A 15,028-nucleotide genomic window follows, 5' to 3' on the forward strand; every position below is an offset into this window, starting at 1 on the left:
GCTTCGGCCTGCTGCGCTATCTGGGCGACGATTCGGCGCGGCAGTCACTGGCCGCGCTGCCGGAGCCCAAGGTGGTGTTCAACTACCTCGGTCAGTTCGATCAGGACCTGGGCGATGGCCGCTTCTCGCCGTCGAAGGTGTCGGCCGGCGCGCTGGTCGACCCGTCCACGCCGCTCAATCGCGAGCTGGAAATCAACGGCCAGGTGTTCGCCGGGCAACTGGGGCTGACCTTCCGTTTCAGCGGTCAGCGCTATCAGCGTCAGACCATCGAACGCCTGCAAACGGCCTATCGCGACGCGCTGGTCGCGTTGCTGGACAGCTTGCCTTCATCAAAACCTGCCGCGCCGCAAAGCGTGGTCGTCAGCCGCGACGGTGCGCCGAATCCGCTGATTCGTCTGAGCAGCGGCGCCAGCGACAAGCCGCCGGTGTTCTGTGTGCACCCGGTCAGCGGCACGGTGGTCGGCTACTACGCACTGACCCGGCGTCTGTCCGCGCAGTGGGACGTGTGGGGTATCCAGAACCGCCAGGTGCTGGACGGCCAGTGGCGCGACAGTTCCATCGAGCAAATGGCCCGCGACTACGTCAAGGCGCTGCTCGAACAGCAGCCGTCCGGCCCATATCGGCTGATCGGCTGGTCCATGGGCGGGACGATGGTGCTGGAAATGGCGCGGCTGCTGACCCGACTCGGCAAGCGCGTCGAGTTCGTCGGCCTGATCGACGGTTACGTGCCGGGCGCCGGTCAGCCGCGTCCTGCCGTGCCGGAAACCCCGGTTCTCGACGCCGATGACGAGGGTCTGGAAGCCGACGCGCACTGGCAACAGCTGCTCGGCGTCGAGCGGCATATGCGTCAGTTGGCCAATCAATGCCGCGAGATCCACGCCCTCAGCGTGCCGGTCTACGCCTGGTGGGCCGAGCGCTCGCCGGAAAATAACGATAACGCACCGGCTCTTCTGGAGCAGGGCATGGGTGTTCGCTTGCAGGTTTCGGCCTGGATCGACGCCGACCACCTTTCGATCGTCCGTGATCAGCTGTTCATCACTCAACTTGCCGAGGCCCTCGCGCAGGTCAACGAACGCCCCCATTCCCACGATTTCCAGGAGCACGAACATGCATAGCCAACACAACGTGACGCCGATTGCCGCCCGCCACAGCGAGGCGCTGTCGAGCAGCCCGGACGCCGCCGTCGCCAACGCCGACTACCGCTTTGCGCCGACCCCGCGACTGGAGCGGCAGGCCGCCGTGGAATCCAACGCGCGCAGCTACCCGCGGCGCATCCCCCTGGAACTCAAGCGCGCCCAGGGCATTCACGTGCAGGACAGCGAAGGGCGCTGGTTCATCGATTGCCTGGCCGGCGCCGGCACCCTGGCGCTGGGGCACAACCACCCCGAGGTGATCCAGGCCATGCGCGCCACCCTCGACGGCCAGCGCCCGCTGCACACCCTGGACCTGATGACCGAAGCCAAGGACGATTTCATCAACGAGCTGTTCGCGTTGCTGCCGAAGGAATTCGCCAAGGACGCGCGCATCCAGTTCTGCGGCCCGGCCGGGACCGATGCGGTGGAAGCGGCGCTGAAACTGGTGCGCACCGCCACCGGACGCAGCAACCTGATGGCCTACCACGGCGCCTATCACGGCATGACCCAGGGCGCGCTGGCGCTGATGGGCAATCTCGGGCCGAAGACCTATCTCGACGGCATGGCCGGTGGCGCGCAGTTCCTGCCGTTTCCCTATGACTACCGCTGTCCGTTCGGCGTCGGTGGCGAAGCCGGCGAGCGCATCGGCCTGCATTACATCGAGAACCAGCTGACCGACCCGGAAAGCGGTGTGTTGCCCCCCGCCGGGATGATTCTGGAAACCCTGCAGGGGGAGGGCGGTGTGGTGCCGACCTCGGCGAACTGGCTGCGGGAAATCCGCCGCATCACCCGCGACGCCGGCGTGCCGCTGATTCTCGACGAAATCCAGTGTGGCGTGGGCCGCACCGGCAAGCCGTTTGCCTTCGAACACGCGGGCATCGTGCCGGACGTGCTGGTGCTGTCCAAAGCCATCGGTGGCAGCCAGCCCATGGCGGTGGTGGTCTACAACAAGTCCCTGGACGTGTGGAAACCGGGCTCCCACGCCGGCACTTTCCGTGGCAATCAACTGGCGATGGTGGCCGGTTCGACAACGCTGCGCATCGTCCGCGAACAGCAACTGGACCTGCACGCCGCCGCCATGGGCGAGCGCCTGATCGGCCACCTGCGCTCGCTGCAGAAGGACTATCCGCAGATGGGCGATGTGCGCGGCATGGGCCTGATGCTCGGGGTGGAAATGGTCGATCTCGGTGGCCGCCCCGACGCCCTCGGCCACTTCCCCCACAGCGGCGCACTGGCCTCGACCATCCAGCGTGAATGTTTGCAGCGGGGGCTGATCATCGAAGTGGGCGGGCGGCACTCGTCGGTCATCCGCTTCCTGCCGCCGCTGATTGTCACTGCCACGCAGATTGACCAGATCGCCGACATCTTTGCCGCCGCCGTTTCAGCGGCCGTCAAACAGCGTTAAACCCTTGTTCTAACAGCGTTGAAACAGGGCGTAGGACCAGCGATGGCCCTTCGCCCTTTTTTTATGATAAGAATGGTAATGAGAAACGTTCTTTGTTACATTTTCACGCTTTTTTGACATTGGTGGTCAATTTTGGGGCGTTGCCCCGTGTGATTTTAAAGGGAGGGGGAGTTCGGATGGCGAGCAATAACAAGGGTCAATTCAAGGTCAATGCCTTGGCAGCGCTGATCGCAACGGTCGCCTGTCACGGCGCGGCATGTGCGGCGGACGCCCCGGCCAAGGCCGAGCAGGGCGCCACCATCGAACTGCAGAATTCGGTGGTCACAGGCGAAGCACCCGAAGGGGAGCAAACCGTTGGCTATCAGGTGAAAAACAGCACAGCGGGCACCAAGACCAGCACACCGCTGTCGGAAACCCCGCGCTCGGTGTCAGTGGTGACACGCCAGCGCATTCAGGATCAGGGCTCGCAAAGCCTGACCGACATCCTCGGTTACGTCCCCGGCATCTTCGCCCCGCCCTTTGCCGTCGGCGACGGCCTCGCGGGCGACCTGTTCTCCATTCGCGGCTACAACGCCACCGACTACGGTTACGGCCTGCTCAAAGACGGCCTGCGTCTGCAAGGCAACCGCTACGACACCACCACCGAACCCTATGGCCTGGAACGCACCGAAGTGTTCCGTGGCCCGAGCTCGATCCTCTACGGCGAAAACGCGCCGGGCGGGCTGGTCAACCTGGTCAGCAAACGCCCGACGGAAACCGCCCAGGGCGAAGCCAAATTCACCTACGGCAGCAATAACCGCCGCCAGCTGTCCCTCGACGTGTCCGGCCCGCTGACCGACGACAACCGCATCCTCGGCCGCGTGGTCATGCTCGGTCGCAACGCCGACACCCAGGTCGATTCGGTACCGGACGACCGCATTTACATCGCGCCGTCGATGACCTTCAACTTCGACGAAGACACCGCGCTGACCCTGCTGTCGTCCTACCAGCGCGACCGCACCAAGCTGCTGCTCGGCTACCCCGCTGCGGGCACCTTGCTGAACAACGTCAACGGCAAGATCGGCAAGGACCAGTTCAACGGCAACCCGAACTGGGACGACTTCGAGCGCGAAACCTGGACCCTGGGCTACGAGTTCAAGCACCAGCTCAACGACACCTGGCAGTTCCGTCAGAACTCGCGCTTCATGGAATCGCGCCTGGACCGTCACGAGACCTGGCCGAACAACCTGAACAACGCCGGTTTCGGCAGCACCCTGACCAGCACCGCGTACGATCGCGACAACAAGTCGATCACCTACTCGCTGGACAACCAGTTCGAAGGCCACTTCACCTCCGGCGCGCTGGACAACACGGTGCTGCTGGGCGCCAGTTACGACCGCACTTCGTATAACCAGGACTGGGCAGCCGGCAACGGCGGCACGTACAACGCCTTCAATCCGGTGTTCCCGTCGGCCAAGCCGCGCATGCTCGCGACGGTTCAGAACTCGCAGCTGGATCAGCAGATGTACGGCGTTTACGGCCAGTTGCAGAGCAAGTACGACAACTGGATCTACCTGTTGGGCGGTCGTCAGGACTTCGTCAACAGCCAGTACCGCAACCGCGCCGGCACTATCAGTGGCGTATCGGACCTTGACGGCTGGGACCATCGTTTCAGCTGGCAGACGGGTTTGATGTACCAGTTCGAGAACGGCATTTCGCCGTACGTGAGTTACTCGACGGCGTTCACGCCGGTGCAGCAGTCGTCGCAACCGAACGGCGAGTTGCTCGATCCGATTCTCAGCGAGCAGTACGAGATGGGTCTGAAGTACGAGCCGGCTGGCTGGAACACGACGTTCAGCGCGGCGGTGTTTGACCTGACCAAGACCCATGACGTGATTGCCGGTTCGAACGGCTTCAGCCGTCAGATTGGCAAGAGCGAGTCGAAGGGCGTGGAGCTTGAGGTCAACAGTGATGTGACGAAGAACCTGAGCCTGACGGCGTCGTATACCTACACCGATGCGCGGGTGACGAAGGACAGTCCGGGTTCGTTGTACGAGGATCATCAATTGACCGGCATACCGCGTAATCAGGCGAGTACGTGGGCGACGTATCGCTTCCTCGACGGTCCGATGAGCGGTTTCCGTGTGGGTGGCGGGGTGCGTTATTTCGATAATACGTTCGCGTATACCGCGCCGACGCTGTACGGGAAGTTGAAGACGGGTGATGTGACGCTGGTGGATGCGTTGGTGGGGTATGACATCGATAAGCATTGGTCGGTGGATGTGAATGCGAAGAATCTGTTCGACAAGGAGTATGTGAGCGGTTGCAATAACGCGGGTCGGTGTTATTGGGGCGAAGAGCGGACCGTGCTCGGGACTGTGGCGTTCCGCTGGTAACGCGCCAGGCTCGAGAAGATCAAGAGCGTCTGCCTAGGGGCAGACGTTTCGCCTTCGGCGAGTTACTTGGAAAAGCACCCCAAGTAACCAAAGGTGCTTGCTCCTGGTTGGGCCCGACTTCGTCGGGTTCCTTCACTCCGGTCCCGCTCCGTGGGCCCGCGCCGAACGGACATCCATGTCCTGACGGCGCTCTCGCGGCATCCATGCCGCTCGGCCCACTCCGCGAAACCTCCATTCAGCCTGCACCCAAGTCGCGATGGGTGTCGTCTGGACTTCATGCGTATGAAGATCAAAAGCAACGGCAACGGCAACGGCAACGGCTAAAGCCGGTCCTACAGGCGCGCGCGGTCTGATTAGTGGGACCGGCTTCAGCCGGGAAGAGGCCAGCCCAGGCGCCAGCAATTTTTGCTGATCGCACCCCCTCCCTGTATTGATGGAAAGGCTTCCCGGCTGAAGCCGGTCCTACAGTCGATGTCACTGCCGATCCCACTGGACGCATGCGATGCCTTGGTAGGACCGGCTTCAGCCGGGAAGAGGCCAGCCCAAGCGCCAGCAATTTTTGCTGATTGCACCCCATCCTGTGGGAGCGAGCTTGCTCGCGAATGCTGTATTTCAAACACCGGACATTCGGTGGATGTATCGACCCCTTCGTGAGCAAGCTCACTCCCACAGGTCCTCAGCATTTGCTCTGCCCTCGATCTGCCCTTGATCCGCTTTTACATTTTTCACCAAAAAAGACTAACCACTTAGCCCTCTCGTTCGTCTTTCAGGTAAGGCGCGCTTACCTGCGCCGTTCCAACACCACGAGGGATTACACATGAGCTTCGACAGCGAAAACACACAGTTCCGGGTCGTCATCAACCACGAAGAACAGTACTCCATCTGGCCCGACTACAAAGCCATCCCGGACGGCTGGAAAAGCGTCGGCGTCGAAGGCGACAAACAGACCTGCCTCAACCACATCGAAAGCGTCTGGACCGACATGCGCCCCCTCAGCCTGCGCAAGGCCATGGCCTGAACCCACCCCCTTCAGCCTCAGGAGCGTAACGCCCATGAACATGCGCATGCTCACCCCCGAACGCCTGCGCCTTGAAGCCGGCTTCCCCCTGCGCGTCCAGCCCGGCCAGACCGGCGTCTCCCTGGCCGCCGAAATCGACGCCCTGCGCAGCGTCGTCGACCACTCGCTTGAGCGCGACGGCGCCATCCTTTTCAGCGGCTTTTCCAGCGAAGGCGTCGAAGGCTTCCAGCAGTTTGCCGCCTCCTTCGGCCACCCGCTGCTCAACTACGAATTCGGCTCCACCCCGCGCAGCCAGGTGGATGGCAAAGGCGTCTACACCTCCACCGAATACCCGGCGCACCGCTCGATCCCGCTGCACAACGAACAGGCCTACACCACCGAATGGCCCATGCGCATCTTTTTCTACTGCGCCAAAGCCGCCGTCAGCGGCGGCGAGACGCCGATTGCCGACAGCCGCCGGGTGTTCCAGCGCATCAGTCCGGCGCTGCGCAAACGCTTTGAAGAAAAGCGCCTGATGTACGTGCGCAACTACGGCAACGGCCTGGACCTGACTTGGCAACAGGTGTTCAACACCGAGCGCCACAGCGACGTCGAAGACTATTGCCGCCCCCGTGGCATCCAGTGCGACTGGAACGATGACGGCGACCTGCGCACCCGACAGTTGGTGCAAGGCGTCGCCCAGCATCCGCGCACCAAGGATTGGGTCTGGTTCAATCAGGCGCACCTGTTTCACCTGTCGAACCTCGACGAGGAGATGCAGGAAATCCTCCTCGACACCGTTGGCGAAGAAGGCCTGCCGCGCAACGTCTACTACGGCGACGGCAGCCCGCTGGAGGCCGATGCGCTGGCGGAAATTCGCGGCGTGCTGAGCGAATGCGAAGTGGTCTTCCCGTGGCAGACCGGCGACGTGCTTATGCTCGACAACATGCTCACGGCGCACTCGCGCAAGCCGTTCAGCGGCGAACGAAAAGTCGTGGTCGCCATGGCTGAAGGCGTCAGCGGCAACACCCTGCACACCCTTTCCTGAGTCCGATATTCATGCAGAAAACCAAGCTTGTTTACGTCTGGTCGCTGCGTAACGCCGCGGCGGACAAGGCCGGTCAATACGTCGATTACCACGGCGAGCAGCGCTACATGACCTCGCCGCTGGAGTACCTGGTCAAGGCGCTCAACGACACCGCCCTCGGCGACCATTACTCCCTGGAAGCGATCATTTACGACGAAAACCCCGAGTCCGCACGGGACCGCGAGAGCATCAAGGACTACGGCTTCAAGCCGGGGCAGAGCGCCCACTGGTTCTACCCGGCGGGCCTGACGGTGCAGGGGCGCAAGGTCGATGACCTGCTGGAAAACGTGCCGTCGAGCTACCGCGCCTTGCCCTTGGGCGACAGCGCGCGGCCGGCCGGCAAGTCGGATTTCGAGCGCCGTCTCGGTGAGCGGTTGCACACACTGCAAGCCGATGTCGTGGTGCTCGACGGGCTGCTGGTGATCCTCGATGAACTGGTGCGCGAAGGGGCTGACTTCCATCGGCGTATCTTCAACGTGCACCCGGGCATCACGCGTCTGGAATCGCCCTACGAACGGCGCGGAGCCTATGCCACCCTCGACGCGCTGTACGGCGCCCGGGGCAAGAAAGTGGTCGACTGGACCACGCGGGAGATGGTCGACACGCCGGTGGTGAACATGACCGGCGCGTCGTTCCATTACGTCGACACCGGCATCGATTCCGGTGAGGTGGTGTTCGACGTGCTCGACACCCCCATCGCGCCGGAGGACACCATCCTCGAACTGCGCTGGAACAACTTCAACAACAGCCTGTTTCCCGCGCTGGAGCAGGGGTTGTGGGTGCTGGCGCGGCAGCGGTCTCATTGATCGCATCCCTATGAACAGGTGGCCAGCACAGCGAATCGGGCCATGATTCCTGCGCTGGCGCCGCTGTTCATCGCCGATTTCGAGCATTACCGCGACGCGCTCGTGCTGCCGGACGATCCCCGCGTCGGCGTGCCTATGCGCACCTTTCTCACCGGCGACTACCTGAACGATATCCTCACGCGATTCGCCAGCGCCTACCCCGACAGCGACCCTCGCGGGCTGGCGTCGATCTGGAGCAAGTATTACTTCATCAAACTGATTCCGCCGGTGGTCGCGGCGTCGCTGATACTAAACCATCGCCTGACGCTGCACCTCGATCAGTTGGAACTGATCCTCGACGAGGCCGGGTTGCCTGTCGCGTTCAAGTTGCCTGCCCCGGGGCAGCGATGGATGCCGTGTCCGGCCGATGCTTTCGAGCGTTTCGATGACTTGCTGGAGCAGCACCTCAGACCGTTCATTGATGCCCTCGCGCGGCATTTTCGACTTTCCCCAAAAGTGCTGTGGAGCAACGCCGGCAACTATTTCGAGTGGCTGTTGGGTGTGCTCGAAAACGCGATGCCCCATGCGGATGTGAGTCACGGTCACCACCTGCTCGACGCCCGACATCTCCCCGACGGACGCCGCAATCCGCTCTACCAGCCCGTGCGCTACATCAAGGTCGAAGGGCAAGACGAACTGAAGCGCCAACGCCGGGTGTGCTGCATCCGTTACCGTGTAAACGGCCTCGACTACTGCGGCAACTGCCCGCTGTCCTGACTGACCGCCTACAAACTGTGATCGTTCCCACGCTCTGCGTGGGAACGCCGGGTCGGGCGCTCTGCGCCCCTGAGACGACGCACAATCCGGCTTTCGCGCAAGGCGACGCAGAGCGTCACAAGATGCATGCCCACGCAGAGCGTGGGAACGATCATCAATAGCTAGATGCCTGATTGGTAGGACCGGCTTCAGCCGGGAAAGCGTCAATCCTCACGCCGCAAAAATGAGAGCGCTGCCACCGGCCTCTTCCCGGCTAAAGCCGGTCCTACTAAGGCATCGCATGCCTCCAGCGGGACTGGCTGGAACGCCGACTCGTGGGACCGGCTTCAGCCGGGAAGGCTGCACGCCTCATCTTCCACGCCCTGAGAATCAATCCGTCAACGTAAGTGGGGCGGGAGCCATATTTGGTAGTTCCGCGCGGACGAATCTGTGCGGCGGCGGCCAGTAAATGCCTTCCCTCTACCACCAAGTTTTATGCGCTCGTTCAGAAATGGAAAAGTGAAGATAGGTGGCCGCCGTTTCTGGTTGTGTATTTGTGAACCGCCGGGCAATGCTGCGCCTCACGGTTATGGAATGTGGCAAACCGATAAGGCAGGATTGGCGCCCGCTATTGTCGACCTTAGCCATCACCAGTGAGCATCAGGGTCGCGTACGCGAATACATGGACAGACTCTTTCCAAGGATTGTGAGATGAAAGCGGACCTCTTGGCCCTTGTGCCCAATTGGGGCGACATCGAGCGAAACCTGGACCAGAAATACAGCGACCTCAACCAAAGCGTCAGCAATGGTTTGCAGAGCGCCAACGACGCCTGGGACGGTTTCACTCGGAGGTGCAACTATGAATAACTCAATGCTTGTAAGTATGCTTTTAGAACTTAAGCATATATACCACGGGGAGGGGTGCAGAGATTTTGACAGAGGAATTGACGCGATTGTCAGCATATTGTCGGAGAGCGCTCTGGCAGGAACGCCTGCATGGGATGAGGCTGGTTCTATCTACAGAACTATGGCCGGTTCCAAATCTGGATTTTCAGATATCTACATAGACCGCGACACCGTCGAGGAGCGGATCGCGGCTAACGCGCGACTTGATGCTATCCGGCAAACTCTCTGGGATACCTTTGCCAGGACTTGATGCGGCGCGAGATCGTCGATGACGAGGGACCAACGCTCTTATCAACACCGGTGTTACAGCTTTGTGCTGAACCTGATGCGCTTATGGAAAAACCCGGCTGAGGCCGATCCCATGACATAATCCCGCGCCTCTAGTGGGACTGGCCGAAACCGGATAGTAGGACCGGCTTCAGCCGGGAAGGCATCAGTCGCCACACCGCAAAGTTTAGGCGGTGACCACAGGCCTCTTCCCGGCTAAAGCCGGTCCCACTAGTGGAATGCATACAGTCAGTGGCACCGCGTCCAGATAGTGGGACCGGCTTCAGCCGGGAAGGCGTCACTCGCCACGCCGCAAAAACGAGATCACGCCTCCCGCCCGCGCAACCCGCTGCGCCCATAGAACGCCACCACCACAAAGCATCCCAGCGGCAGCAGGTACGCCAGTGCCGTGGAGAAATGATCCGCCACCAGCCCCATGAAATACGGCATCAGCGCGCCGCCGACGATGGCCATGATCAGGAACGAGCTGCCGCGTTTGGTGTGGGGGCCGAGGTTTTTCACGCCCATGGCGAAGATGGTCGGGAACATGATCGACATGAAGAAGAACACCGCCACCAGCGCCACCACCGACACGCTTTCCACGCCGCTGACCACCACCGCGCACAGCGCGACGTTGATCCACGCGTAGACCATCAGCAGCCGCTGCGCCGGGATACGCCCCATCAGCCAGGTGCTGAAGAAACGTCCGCACATGAAGCAGATCATCGCCACCGACAGGAGGTACGCGGCGCTCTGGCTGGTCATGCTCGCCCAGTGTTCGGTCACGTAATTGATGAAGAACGCGCCGACACCCACCTGCGCCGCCACGTAGAAAAACTGTGTGACCACGCCGCCGACGAATTCCCGGTGCTGCCAGAGGGTCTTGTTGTCATGGCGCTGGATGCTCGACTCCTGCTCGCGCAGATCGGGCATCGGCGTGCGGGCGAACAGCGCCGCCACCAGTAGAACGATCACCGCGATGACCACGTAGGTGGTTTGCAGCGAGCTGTTGTCACTGCCGGCATTGCTGCCGCCGAAGAACAGCGCGCCTCCCAGCAGCGGTCCGACGAACTGGCCAAGGCCATTGAACGACTGCGCCAGATTGAGCCGACGTTCTGCGCCTTTAGGGTCTCCCAGAACAGTGGCGTAAGGATTCGCCGCCGTCTCCAGACAACCCAGCCCCAGGGCGATGACGAACAGCGCAAACAGGAAGAACGGGAAGCTCGCCGCATTGGCCGCCGGCATGAACAGCAACGCGCCGGCGGCGTACAGGCACAGGCCCAGCAGAATCCCGGCCTTGTAGCCGAAGCGGTCCATCAACAAGCCGGCGGGCAGGGCGATGATGAAATACGCGCCGAAGTACGCCGCCTGCAGCAAACCCGACTGGGCCTTGCTGACGTGCAGCGTTTCCTGAAAATGCTTGTTCAGCACATCGAGCAGCCCGTACGACAGGCCCCAGAGGAAAAACAGGCTGGTCACCAGCATCAACGCCACCCGCACCGACGGCGCAGCGCGTTGGTACACCGGGGTCTGGACTTTGCTGTGTTTGGTCAACATAACGCTCTCCTTTTTTGTTGTTGTTCAAGCGTGAAGCGTGACAAAGCGGATGTTCGGTTGTGCAGGGTTCGACGCCTTGCACTCGTACCTGTGGGAGTGAGCTTGCTCACGAAGACGGCGTTTCAGGCGCTAAAGATGTAGGGGGTGTTTCGGCCCCTTCGCGAGCAAGCTCGCTCCCACCATTGAAGGGCTTCAAGGCGGCTGATCCGACAGGCTGAAAATCTGCGCCATGGGCTGCCATTTATTCCCCGGCTCGGTCCACGGCGTCGGTCTCTGAAACCGCCACATCAACGCCTCCCATTCCTGCACCTTGGGGTTGGCCGCCGACGCCTGATCCATCGCGTCGGCGCTGAAGCCCGGGGCGGTGTCCATGACCATGAACAGCCGCGTACCCAGTCGCCAGATCTGCATGTCCAGCACGCCCTGACTGCGCAGGTGTTCGGCAATCTCCGGCCAGATGCGCCGGTGCAGTTGTTCATACTCGGCGATCAACGCCTCGTCATCGGCCATGTCCAGGGCCAGACAAAAACGCTGCGCAACCCTCCCGGTATTCATGTCAGCGCGCTCATGTCAGTGCCCGATCCAGATGCGTATAGCCACCATCGACCACCAGCCATTGCCCGGTGGTGTGGGACGCTCGCGGGGACAGCAGAAACAGCACGCTGTCGGCAATCTCCGTCGGCGTGGTCATGCGCTGGCCGAGGGGGATTTTCTCGACGATCTTCGCCAGCTTCGCGTCAGGGTCGTCGAAGCTGGCAATCCAGCGCTCGTACAGCGGCGTCATCACTTCAGCCGGAATCACCGCGTTCACCCTCACGCCATCGCTCAGCAAAGACGCTGCCCATTCCCGGGTCAGCGACAGTTGCGCGCCTTTCGAGGCGGTGTAGCCGCTGGTGCCGCCCTGGCCGGTGAGTGCAGTCTTCGAACCGATGTTGACGATGGCGCCCTTGCTGGCTTTCAGCGCGTCGACGCACAGATGGGCCATGACGTAGTAGTGAATGAGGTTCTTCTCCAGCGACTCGATGAACGCGCTGCGACCGGCCTCCAGCCCGACGTTGTCGTTGACCCCGGCGTTGTTGACCAGCCCGTCGATGCGGCCAAAGCGCTCCAGCACCTTGCTCACCGCCGCCGCACATTCGGCCTCGTCACGCAGCTCGACCTGGACGAACAGGGTCTGCGGCTGGCGACTGTCCAGCTCGGCGGCCAATTCAGCAGGCAACGGCTGATTGGCGAAGATCACCGGGACCGCGCCTTCTTCGGCCAGCCCCAGTGAGATCGCGGCGCCAATCCCCGAGCCGCCGCCGGTGACGATGATGACCTTGTCTTGCAGGTGCAGATTCATGGGCAGTTTCCTTGCAGGCCGTACAGGCGAATGGCGGTGCCGCCGCGCAGCGCGTTTTGCTCATCGACGGAGAGCGAGCTGATGGCGGTTTCGAACAACTGGTGGACGTCGCTGTAATTGCCCGCCACCAGACAGACCGGCCAGTCGGAGCCGAACATCAGTCGTTGCGGCCCGAACAATTCCAGCGCCAGATAGAAATACGGCAGCAGTTCCACCGGTCGCCAGCGTTGCCAGTCGGCTTCGGTAATCAGCCCCGACAGTTTGCAGGCCACGTGGGGCAGGGCGGCCAACGGGGCAAGGCGATCGGCCCAGGCGATGGGGTCTTCAAGGGACAGATCCGGTTTGCCGAGGTGATCAAGGATCAGGTGATGCCGGTCGTGGCGTTGGCAGAAGTCGGTGGCGGCGTGGAGGTCTTTGTCTTTTATCAGCACGTCGTAAGTCAGCCCGAGGGTTTGCAGCTGCCGCATACCCCGGGCCAACGCCGGGTCCTGGAGGAACAGCGACGGCGCCGGTTCGTCCTGTACCAAGTGACGCAGGCCGACCAGTTTTTCCGCGTCCGCCCAGCGTGCCAATTGCTCGTCGACACCATCCGCCCGCAGGTCCGCCCAGCCGACCACGCCGAAGATCCACGGATGCTCGGCCGCATGGGTCAGAAGTGCGTCCGTCTCGTCGACACTGTGCCGCGCCTGCACCGCGACGCAGCCATCGATGCCATGCCGATCGAGCAGAGGTTTTAAATCGCCCGGCAGAAAATCCCGTTGCAACGCAGCATGGCGCTGGTCAATCCAGGGGTAATCCCTGGCGTCGTAAGTCCAGAAATGCTGATGGGCATCCACCCGCAAGGGCGGTGCCGGAACGCTTGAGTGTCGGGACGACATTGTTGTTGTACTCCGTCCGTTTCATGGCCTCACGCAATTACTGTAGGAGTGAGCTTGCTCGCGAAGGCTTAGGTACAAACGACACACCTGCATCGGGTGTCCCGGCCATTTCGTCCGGTTGCCGCACAGACCAAGCGCGCTCCTACAAGGCTTCGGCAGTGTGCTCAGCCCTTGTATGCATACCGCGCCCGCGAGGCGGCTTTCATCTGAATCGAAAACCCCGGTGCGGCCGGTGGCAAATACGCCGCATCACGAATCACACACGGGTCTTCAAAGTGCTCATGCAGGTGATCAACGTATTCCACCACCCGACCTTCATGGGTGCCGGCGATGCACAGAAAGTCGATCATCGACAGGTGCTGCACGTACTCGCACAACCCGACGCCGCCAGCATGGGGGCAGACCGGCAGCCGGTATTTGGCGGCCATGAGCATCACCGCCAGCACCTCGTTGACCCCGCCGAGGCGGCAGGCGTCGATCTGCACCACGTCGATGGCGCCACGCATGATCAGTTGCTTGAAGACGATGCGGTTCTGGCACATCTCGCCCGTCGCCACCTTCACCGGGTGCACGCCAAGACGAATCGTGCGATGGCCTTCGACGTCGTCCGGGCTGGTCGGTTCTTCAATGAACCACGGTTTGGCGAACGCCAGCTCGCGGACCCAGTCGATGGCCTCGCCGACCTCCCAGACCTGATTGGCGTCGATCATCAGATGACGATCCGGCCCCAGCACTTCCCGGGCGATGCGCACCCGGCGGATGTCGTCCTGCAGGTCGCGGCCAACCTTGAGTTTGATGTGGGAAAAACCGCCGTCGACCGCTTCCTGACACAGCCGGCGTAGCTTGTCGTCGGGGTAGCCGAGCCAGCCCGCCGAGGTGGTGTAGCAGGGGTAACCGTCGGCAAGCAGCGTCCGCAACCGTTGTGCTTTGCCCTCGGCGCGCTCGGTCAGCAGGGTCAGGGCTTCGTCCGGGGTGAGGCAGTCGGTGATGTAGCGAAAATCGATGCAGCGCACCAGTTGCGCCGGGGTCATTTCCGCCACCAGTTGCCACACCGGCTTGCCCTCGGACTTGGCCCACAAATCCCACGTCGCATTGACCACGGCGCCAGTCGCCAGGTGAATCGCGCCCTTGTCAGGGCCGATCCAGCGCAACTGGCTGTCGCTGGTGACGTGACGCCAGAAACGGCCCATGTCTTCGGCGATCCATTCCAGCTTCAGCCCGACCATCACGCCCGCCAGCGCCTTGATCGCGGCGCAGCAGATCTCGTTGCCGCGGCCGATGGTGAAGGTCAGGCCGTGGCCCTGCAGGGTGGGGTGATCGGTCTCGAGAATGACGTAGGCCGCCGAGTAGTCGGGGTCCGGGTTCATCGCGTCCGAGCCGTCGAGGAATTGCGACGTGGGGAAACGAATGTCTTCAACGCGCAAGGCGGTGATGGTGGTCATGGCGGGTCCCTTTGGCATTGTTATGGGCAGCGCGGCGTATTGGAAAAACTGAGGAAAACACTGATCTCAAGTGCATGCAGAACCTGTGGGAGCGAGCT

The 15,028-nt window shown here is 62.2% G+C and carries 14 protein-coding genes (1 of these 14 cut by a window edge); 9 read left to right on the plus strand and 5 right to left on the minus strand.

The genetic code is table 11. The annotated features are described in order from the left end of the window. The 9 genes from AC07VF_RS22830 to AC07VF_RS22870 all read left to right on the plus strand — a co-directional run. Positions 1-1,115: the end of a non-ribosomal peptide synthase/polyketide synthase gene (locus tag AC07VF_RS22830; RefSeq protein WP_495009049.1), read on the plus strand. 15,064 nt of this gene lie to the left of the window's left edge; 1,115 of the gene's 16,179 nt are visible here — the last part of the coding sequence; the start codon falls outside the window, past its left edge; its stop codon occupies positions 1,113-1,115. Next, positions 1,108-2,538 (plus strand): aspartate aminotransferase family protein, encoded by a 1,431-nt coding sequence (locus AC07VF_RS22835; RefSeq protein WP_495009050.1) that lies wholly within the window; start codon positions 1,108-1,110, stop codon positions 2,536-2,538. The genes AC07VF_RS22830 and AC07VF_RS22835 overlap by 8 nt, the downstream gene beginning before the upstream one ends. A gap of 176 nt (positions 2,539-2,714) precedes the next feature. Next, positions 2,715-4,913 carry a TonB-dependent siderophore receptor gene (locus tag AC07VF_RS22840; RefSeq protein ID WP_495009051.1) on the plus strand — a complete coding sequence of 733 codons (2,199 nt, stop codon included), beginning with the start codon at positions 2,715-2,717 and terminating at the stop codon, positions 4,911-4,913. A gap of 817 nt (positions 4,914-5,730) precedes the next feature. Then, positions 5,731-5,931 (plus strand): MbtH family protein, encoded by a 201-nt coding sequence (locus AC07VF_RS22845; protein ID WP_065986085.1) that lies wholly within the window; start codon positions 5,731-5,733, stop codon positions 5,929-5,931. A gap of 34 nt (positions 5,932-5,965) precedes the next feature. Further along, positions 5,966-6,958, plus strand: coding sequence for a TauD/TfdA family dioxygenase (locus AC07VF_RS22850; RefSeq protein ID WP_495009052.1), 993 nt, complete (start codon positions 5,966-5,968; stop codon positions 6,956-6,958). Between the two features lie 11 nt (positions 6,959-6,969). After that, on the plus strand, positions 6,970-7,803 hold the full coding sequence (locus AC07VF_RS22855) for a formyl transferase (RefSeq protein ID WP_495009053.1): 834 nt from the start codon (positions 6,970-6,972) through the stop codon (positions 7,801-7,803). Between the two features lie 42 nt (positions 7,804-7,845). After that, positions 7,846-8,559 (plus strand): siderophore-iron reductase FhuF, encoded by a 714-nt coding sequence (gene fhuF / locus AC07VF_RS22860; protein WP_495009054.1) that lies wholly within the window; start codon positions 7,846-7,848, stop codon positions 8,557-8,559. Positions 8,560-9,249: 690 nt separating this feature from the next. Beyond that, positions 9,250-9,405: a hypothetical protein gene (locus AC07VF_RS22865; RefSeq protein ID WP_282373564.1), complete on the plus strand. Its 156-nt coding sequence runs from the start codon at positions 9,250-9,252 to the stop codon at positions 9,403-9,405. Beyond that, complete coding sequence (locus AC07VF_RS22870) at positions 9,398-9,694, plus strand: hypothetical protein (protein WP_282373563.1); 297 nt, start codon at positions 9,398-9,400, stop codon at positions 9,692-9,694. Before AC07VF_RS22865 ends, AC07VF_RS22870 begins: the two co-directional genes overlap by 8 nt. Before the next feature lie 341 nt (positions 9,695-10,035). On the opposite strand, the gene AC07VF_RS22875 is transcribed toward AC07VF_RS22870, so the two are convergent. The 5 genes from AC07VF_RS22875 to AC07VF_RS22895 all read right to left on the minus strand — a co-directional run bounded on the left by AC07VF_RS22875 (position 10,036) and on the right by AC07VF_RS22895 (position 14,930). Continuing rightward, the gene (locus tag AC07VF_RS22875; protein ID WP_495009055.1) at positions 10,036-11,268 is read right to left on the minus strand and encodes a sugar MFS transporter; all 1,233 of its coding nucleotides are present in this window, start codon (positions 11,266-11,268) and stop codon (positions 10,036-10,038) included. A 192-nt stretch (positions 11,269-11,460) separates the two neighbouring features. Beyond that, positions 11,461-11,823 carry an L-rhamnose mutarotase gene (locus tag AC07VF_RS22880; protein ID WP_495009056.1) on the minus strand — a complete coding sequence of 121 codons (363 nt, stop codon included), beginning with the start codon at positions 11,821-11,823 and terminating at the stop codon, positions 11,461-11,463. Between the two features lie 10 nt (positions 11,824-11,833). Then, complete coding sequence (locus AC07VF_RS22885) at positions 11,834-12,610, minus strand: L-fucose dehydrogenase (protein WP_495009057.1); 777 nt, start codon at positions 12,608-12,610, stop codon at positions 11,834-11,836. Further along, positions 12,607-13,488 (minus strand): amidohydrolase family protein, encoded by an 882-nt coding sequence (locus tag AC07VF_RS22890; protein WP_192174268.1) that lies wholly within the window; start codon positions 13,486-13,488, stop codon positions 12,607-12,609. The genes AC07VF_RS22885 and AC07VF_RS22890 overlap by 4 nt, the downstream gene beginning before the upstream one ends. A 164-nt stretch (positions 13,489-13,652) precedes the next feature. Continuing rightward, complete coding sequence (locus tag AC07VF_RS22895) at positions 13,653-14,930, minus strand: L-fuconate dehydratase (protein ID WP_495009058.1); 1,278 nt, start codon at positions 14,928-14,930, stop codon at positions 13,653-13,655. Positions 14,931-15,028: the final 98 nt, after the last annotated feature.

Source organism: Pseudomonas sp. GW821-FHT02H06 (assembly GCF_059421525.1).

What these genes read in the sequence shown, in the direction of transcription:
- AC07VF_RS22885 (WP_495009057.1), bottom strand. Translation starts at nt 12,610, where the DNA reads ATGAATCTGCACCTGCAAGACAAGGTCATCATCGTCACCGGCGGCGGC.
- AC07VF_RS22890 (WP_192174268.1), bottom strand. Translation starts at nt 13,488, where the DNA reads ATGTCGTCCCGACACTCAAGCGTTCCGGCACCGCCCTTGCGGGTGGAT.
- AC07VF_RS22870 (WP_282373563.1), top strand. Translation starts at nt 9,398, where the DNA reads ATGAATAACTCAATGCTTGTAAGTATGCTTTTAGAACTTAAGCATATA.
- AC07VF_RS22880 (WP_495009056.1), bottom strand. Translation starts at nt 11,823, where the DNA reads ATGAATACCGGGAGGGTTGCGCAGCGTTTTTGTCTGGCCCTGGACATG.
- AC07VF_RS22855 (WP_495009053.1), top strand. Translation starts at nt 6,970, where the DNA reads ATGCAGAAAACCAAGCTTGTTTACGTCTGGTCGCTGCGTAACGCCGCG.
- AC07VF_RS22845 (WP_065986085.1), top strand. Translation starts at nt 5,731, where the DNA reads ATGAGCTTCGACAGCGAAAACACACAGTTCCGGGTCGTCATCAACCAC.
- AC07VF_RS22840 (WP_495009051.1), top strand. Translation starts at nt 2,715, where the DNA reads ATGGCGAGCAATAACAAGGGTCAATTCAAGGTCAATGCCTTGGCAGCG.
- fhuF (WP_495009054.1), top strand. Translation starts at nt 7,846, where the DNA reads ATGATTCCTGCGCTGGCGCCGCTGTTCATCGCCGATTTCGAGCATTAC.
- AC07VF_RS22835 (WP_495009050.1), top strand. Translation starts at nt 1,108, where the DNA reads ATGCATAGCCAACACAACGTGACGCCGATTGCCGCCCGCCACAGCGAG.
- AC07VF_RS22875 (WP_495009055.1), bottom strand. Translation starts at nt 11,268, where the DNA reads ATGTTGACCAAACACAGCAAAGTCCAGACCCCGGTGTACCAACGCGCT.
- AC07VF_RS22865 (WP_282373564.1), top strand. Translation starts at nt 9,250, where the DNA reads ATGAAAGCGGACCTCTTGGCCCTTGTGCCCAATTGGGGCGACATCGAG.
- AC07VF_RS22850 (WP_495009052.1), top strand. Translation starts at nt 5,966, where the DNA reads ATGAACATGCGCATGCTCACCCCCGAACGCCTGCGCCTTGAAGCCGGC.
- AC07VF_RS22895 (WP_495009058.1), bottom strand. Translation starts at nt 14,930, where the DNA reads ATGACCACCATCACCGCCTTGCGCGTTGAAGACATTCGTTTCCCCACG.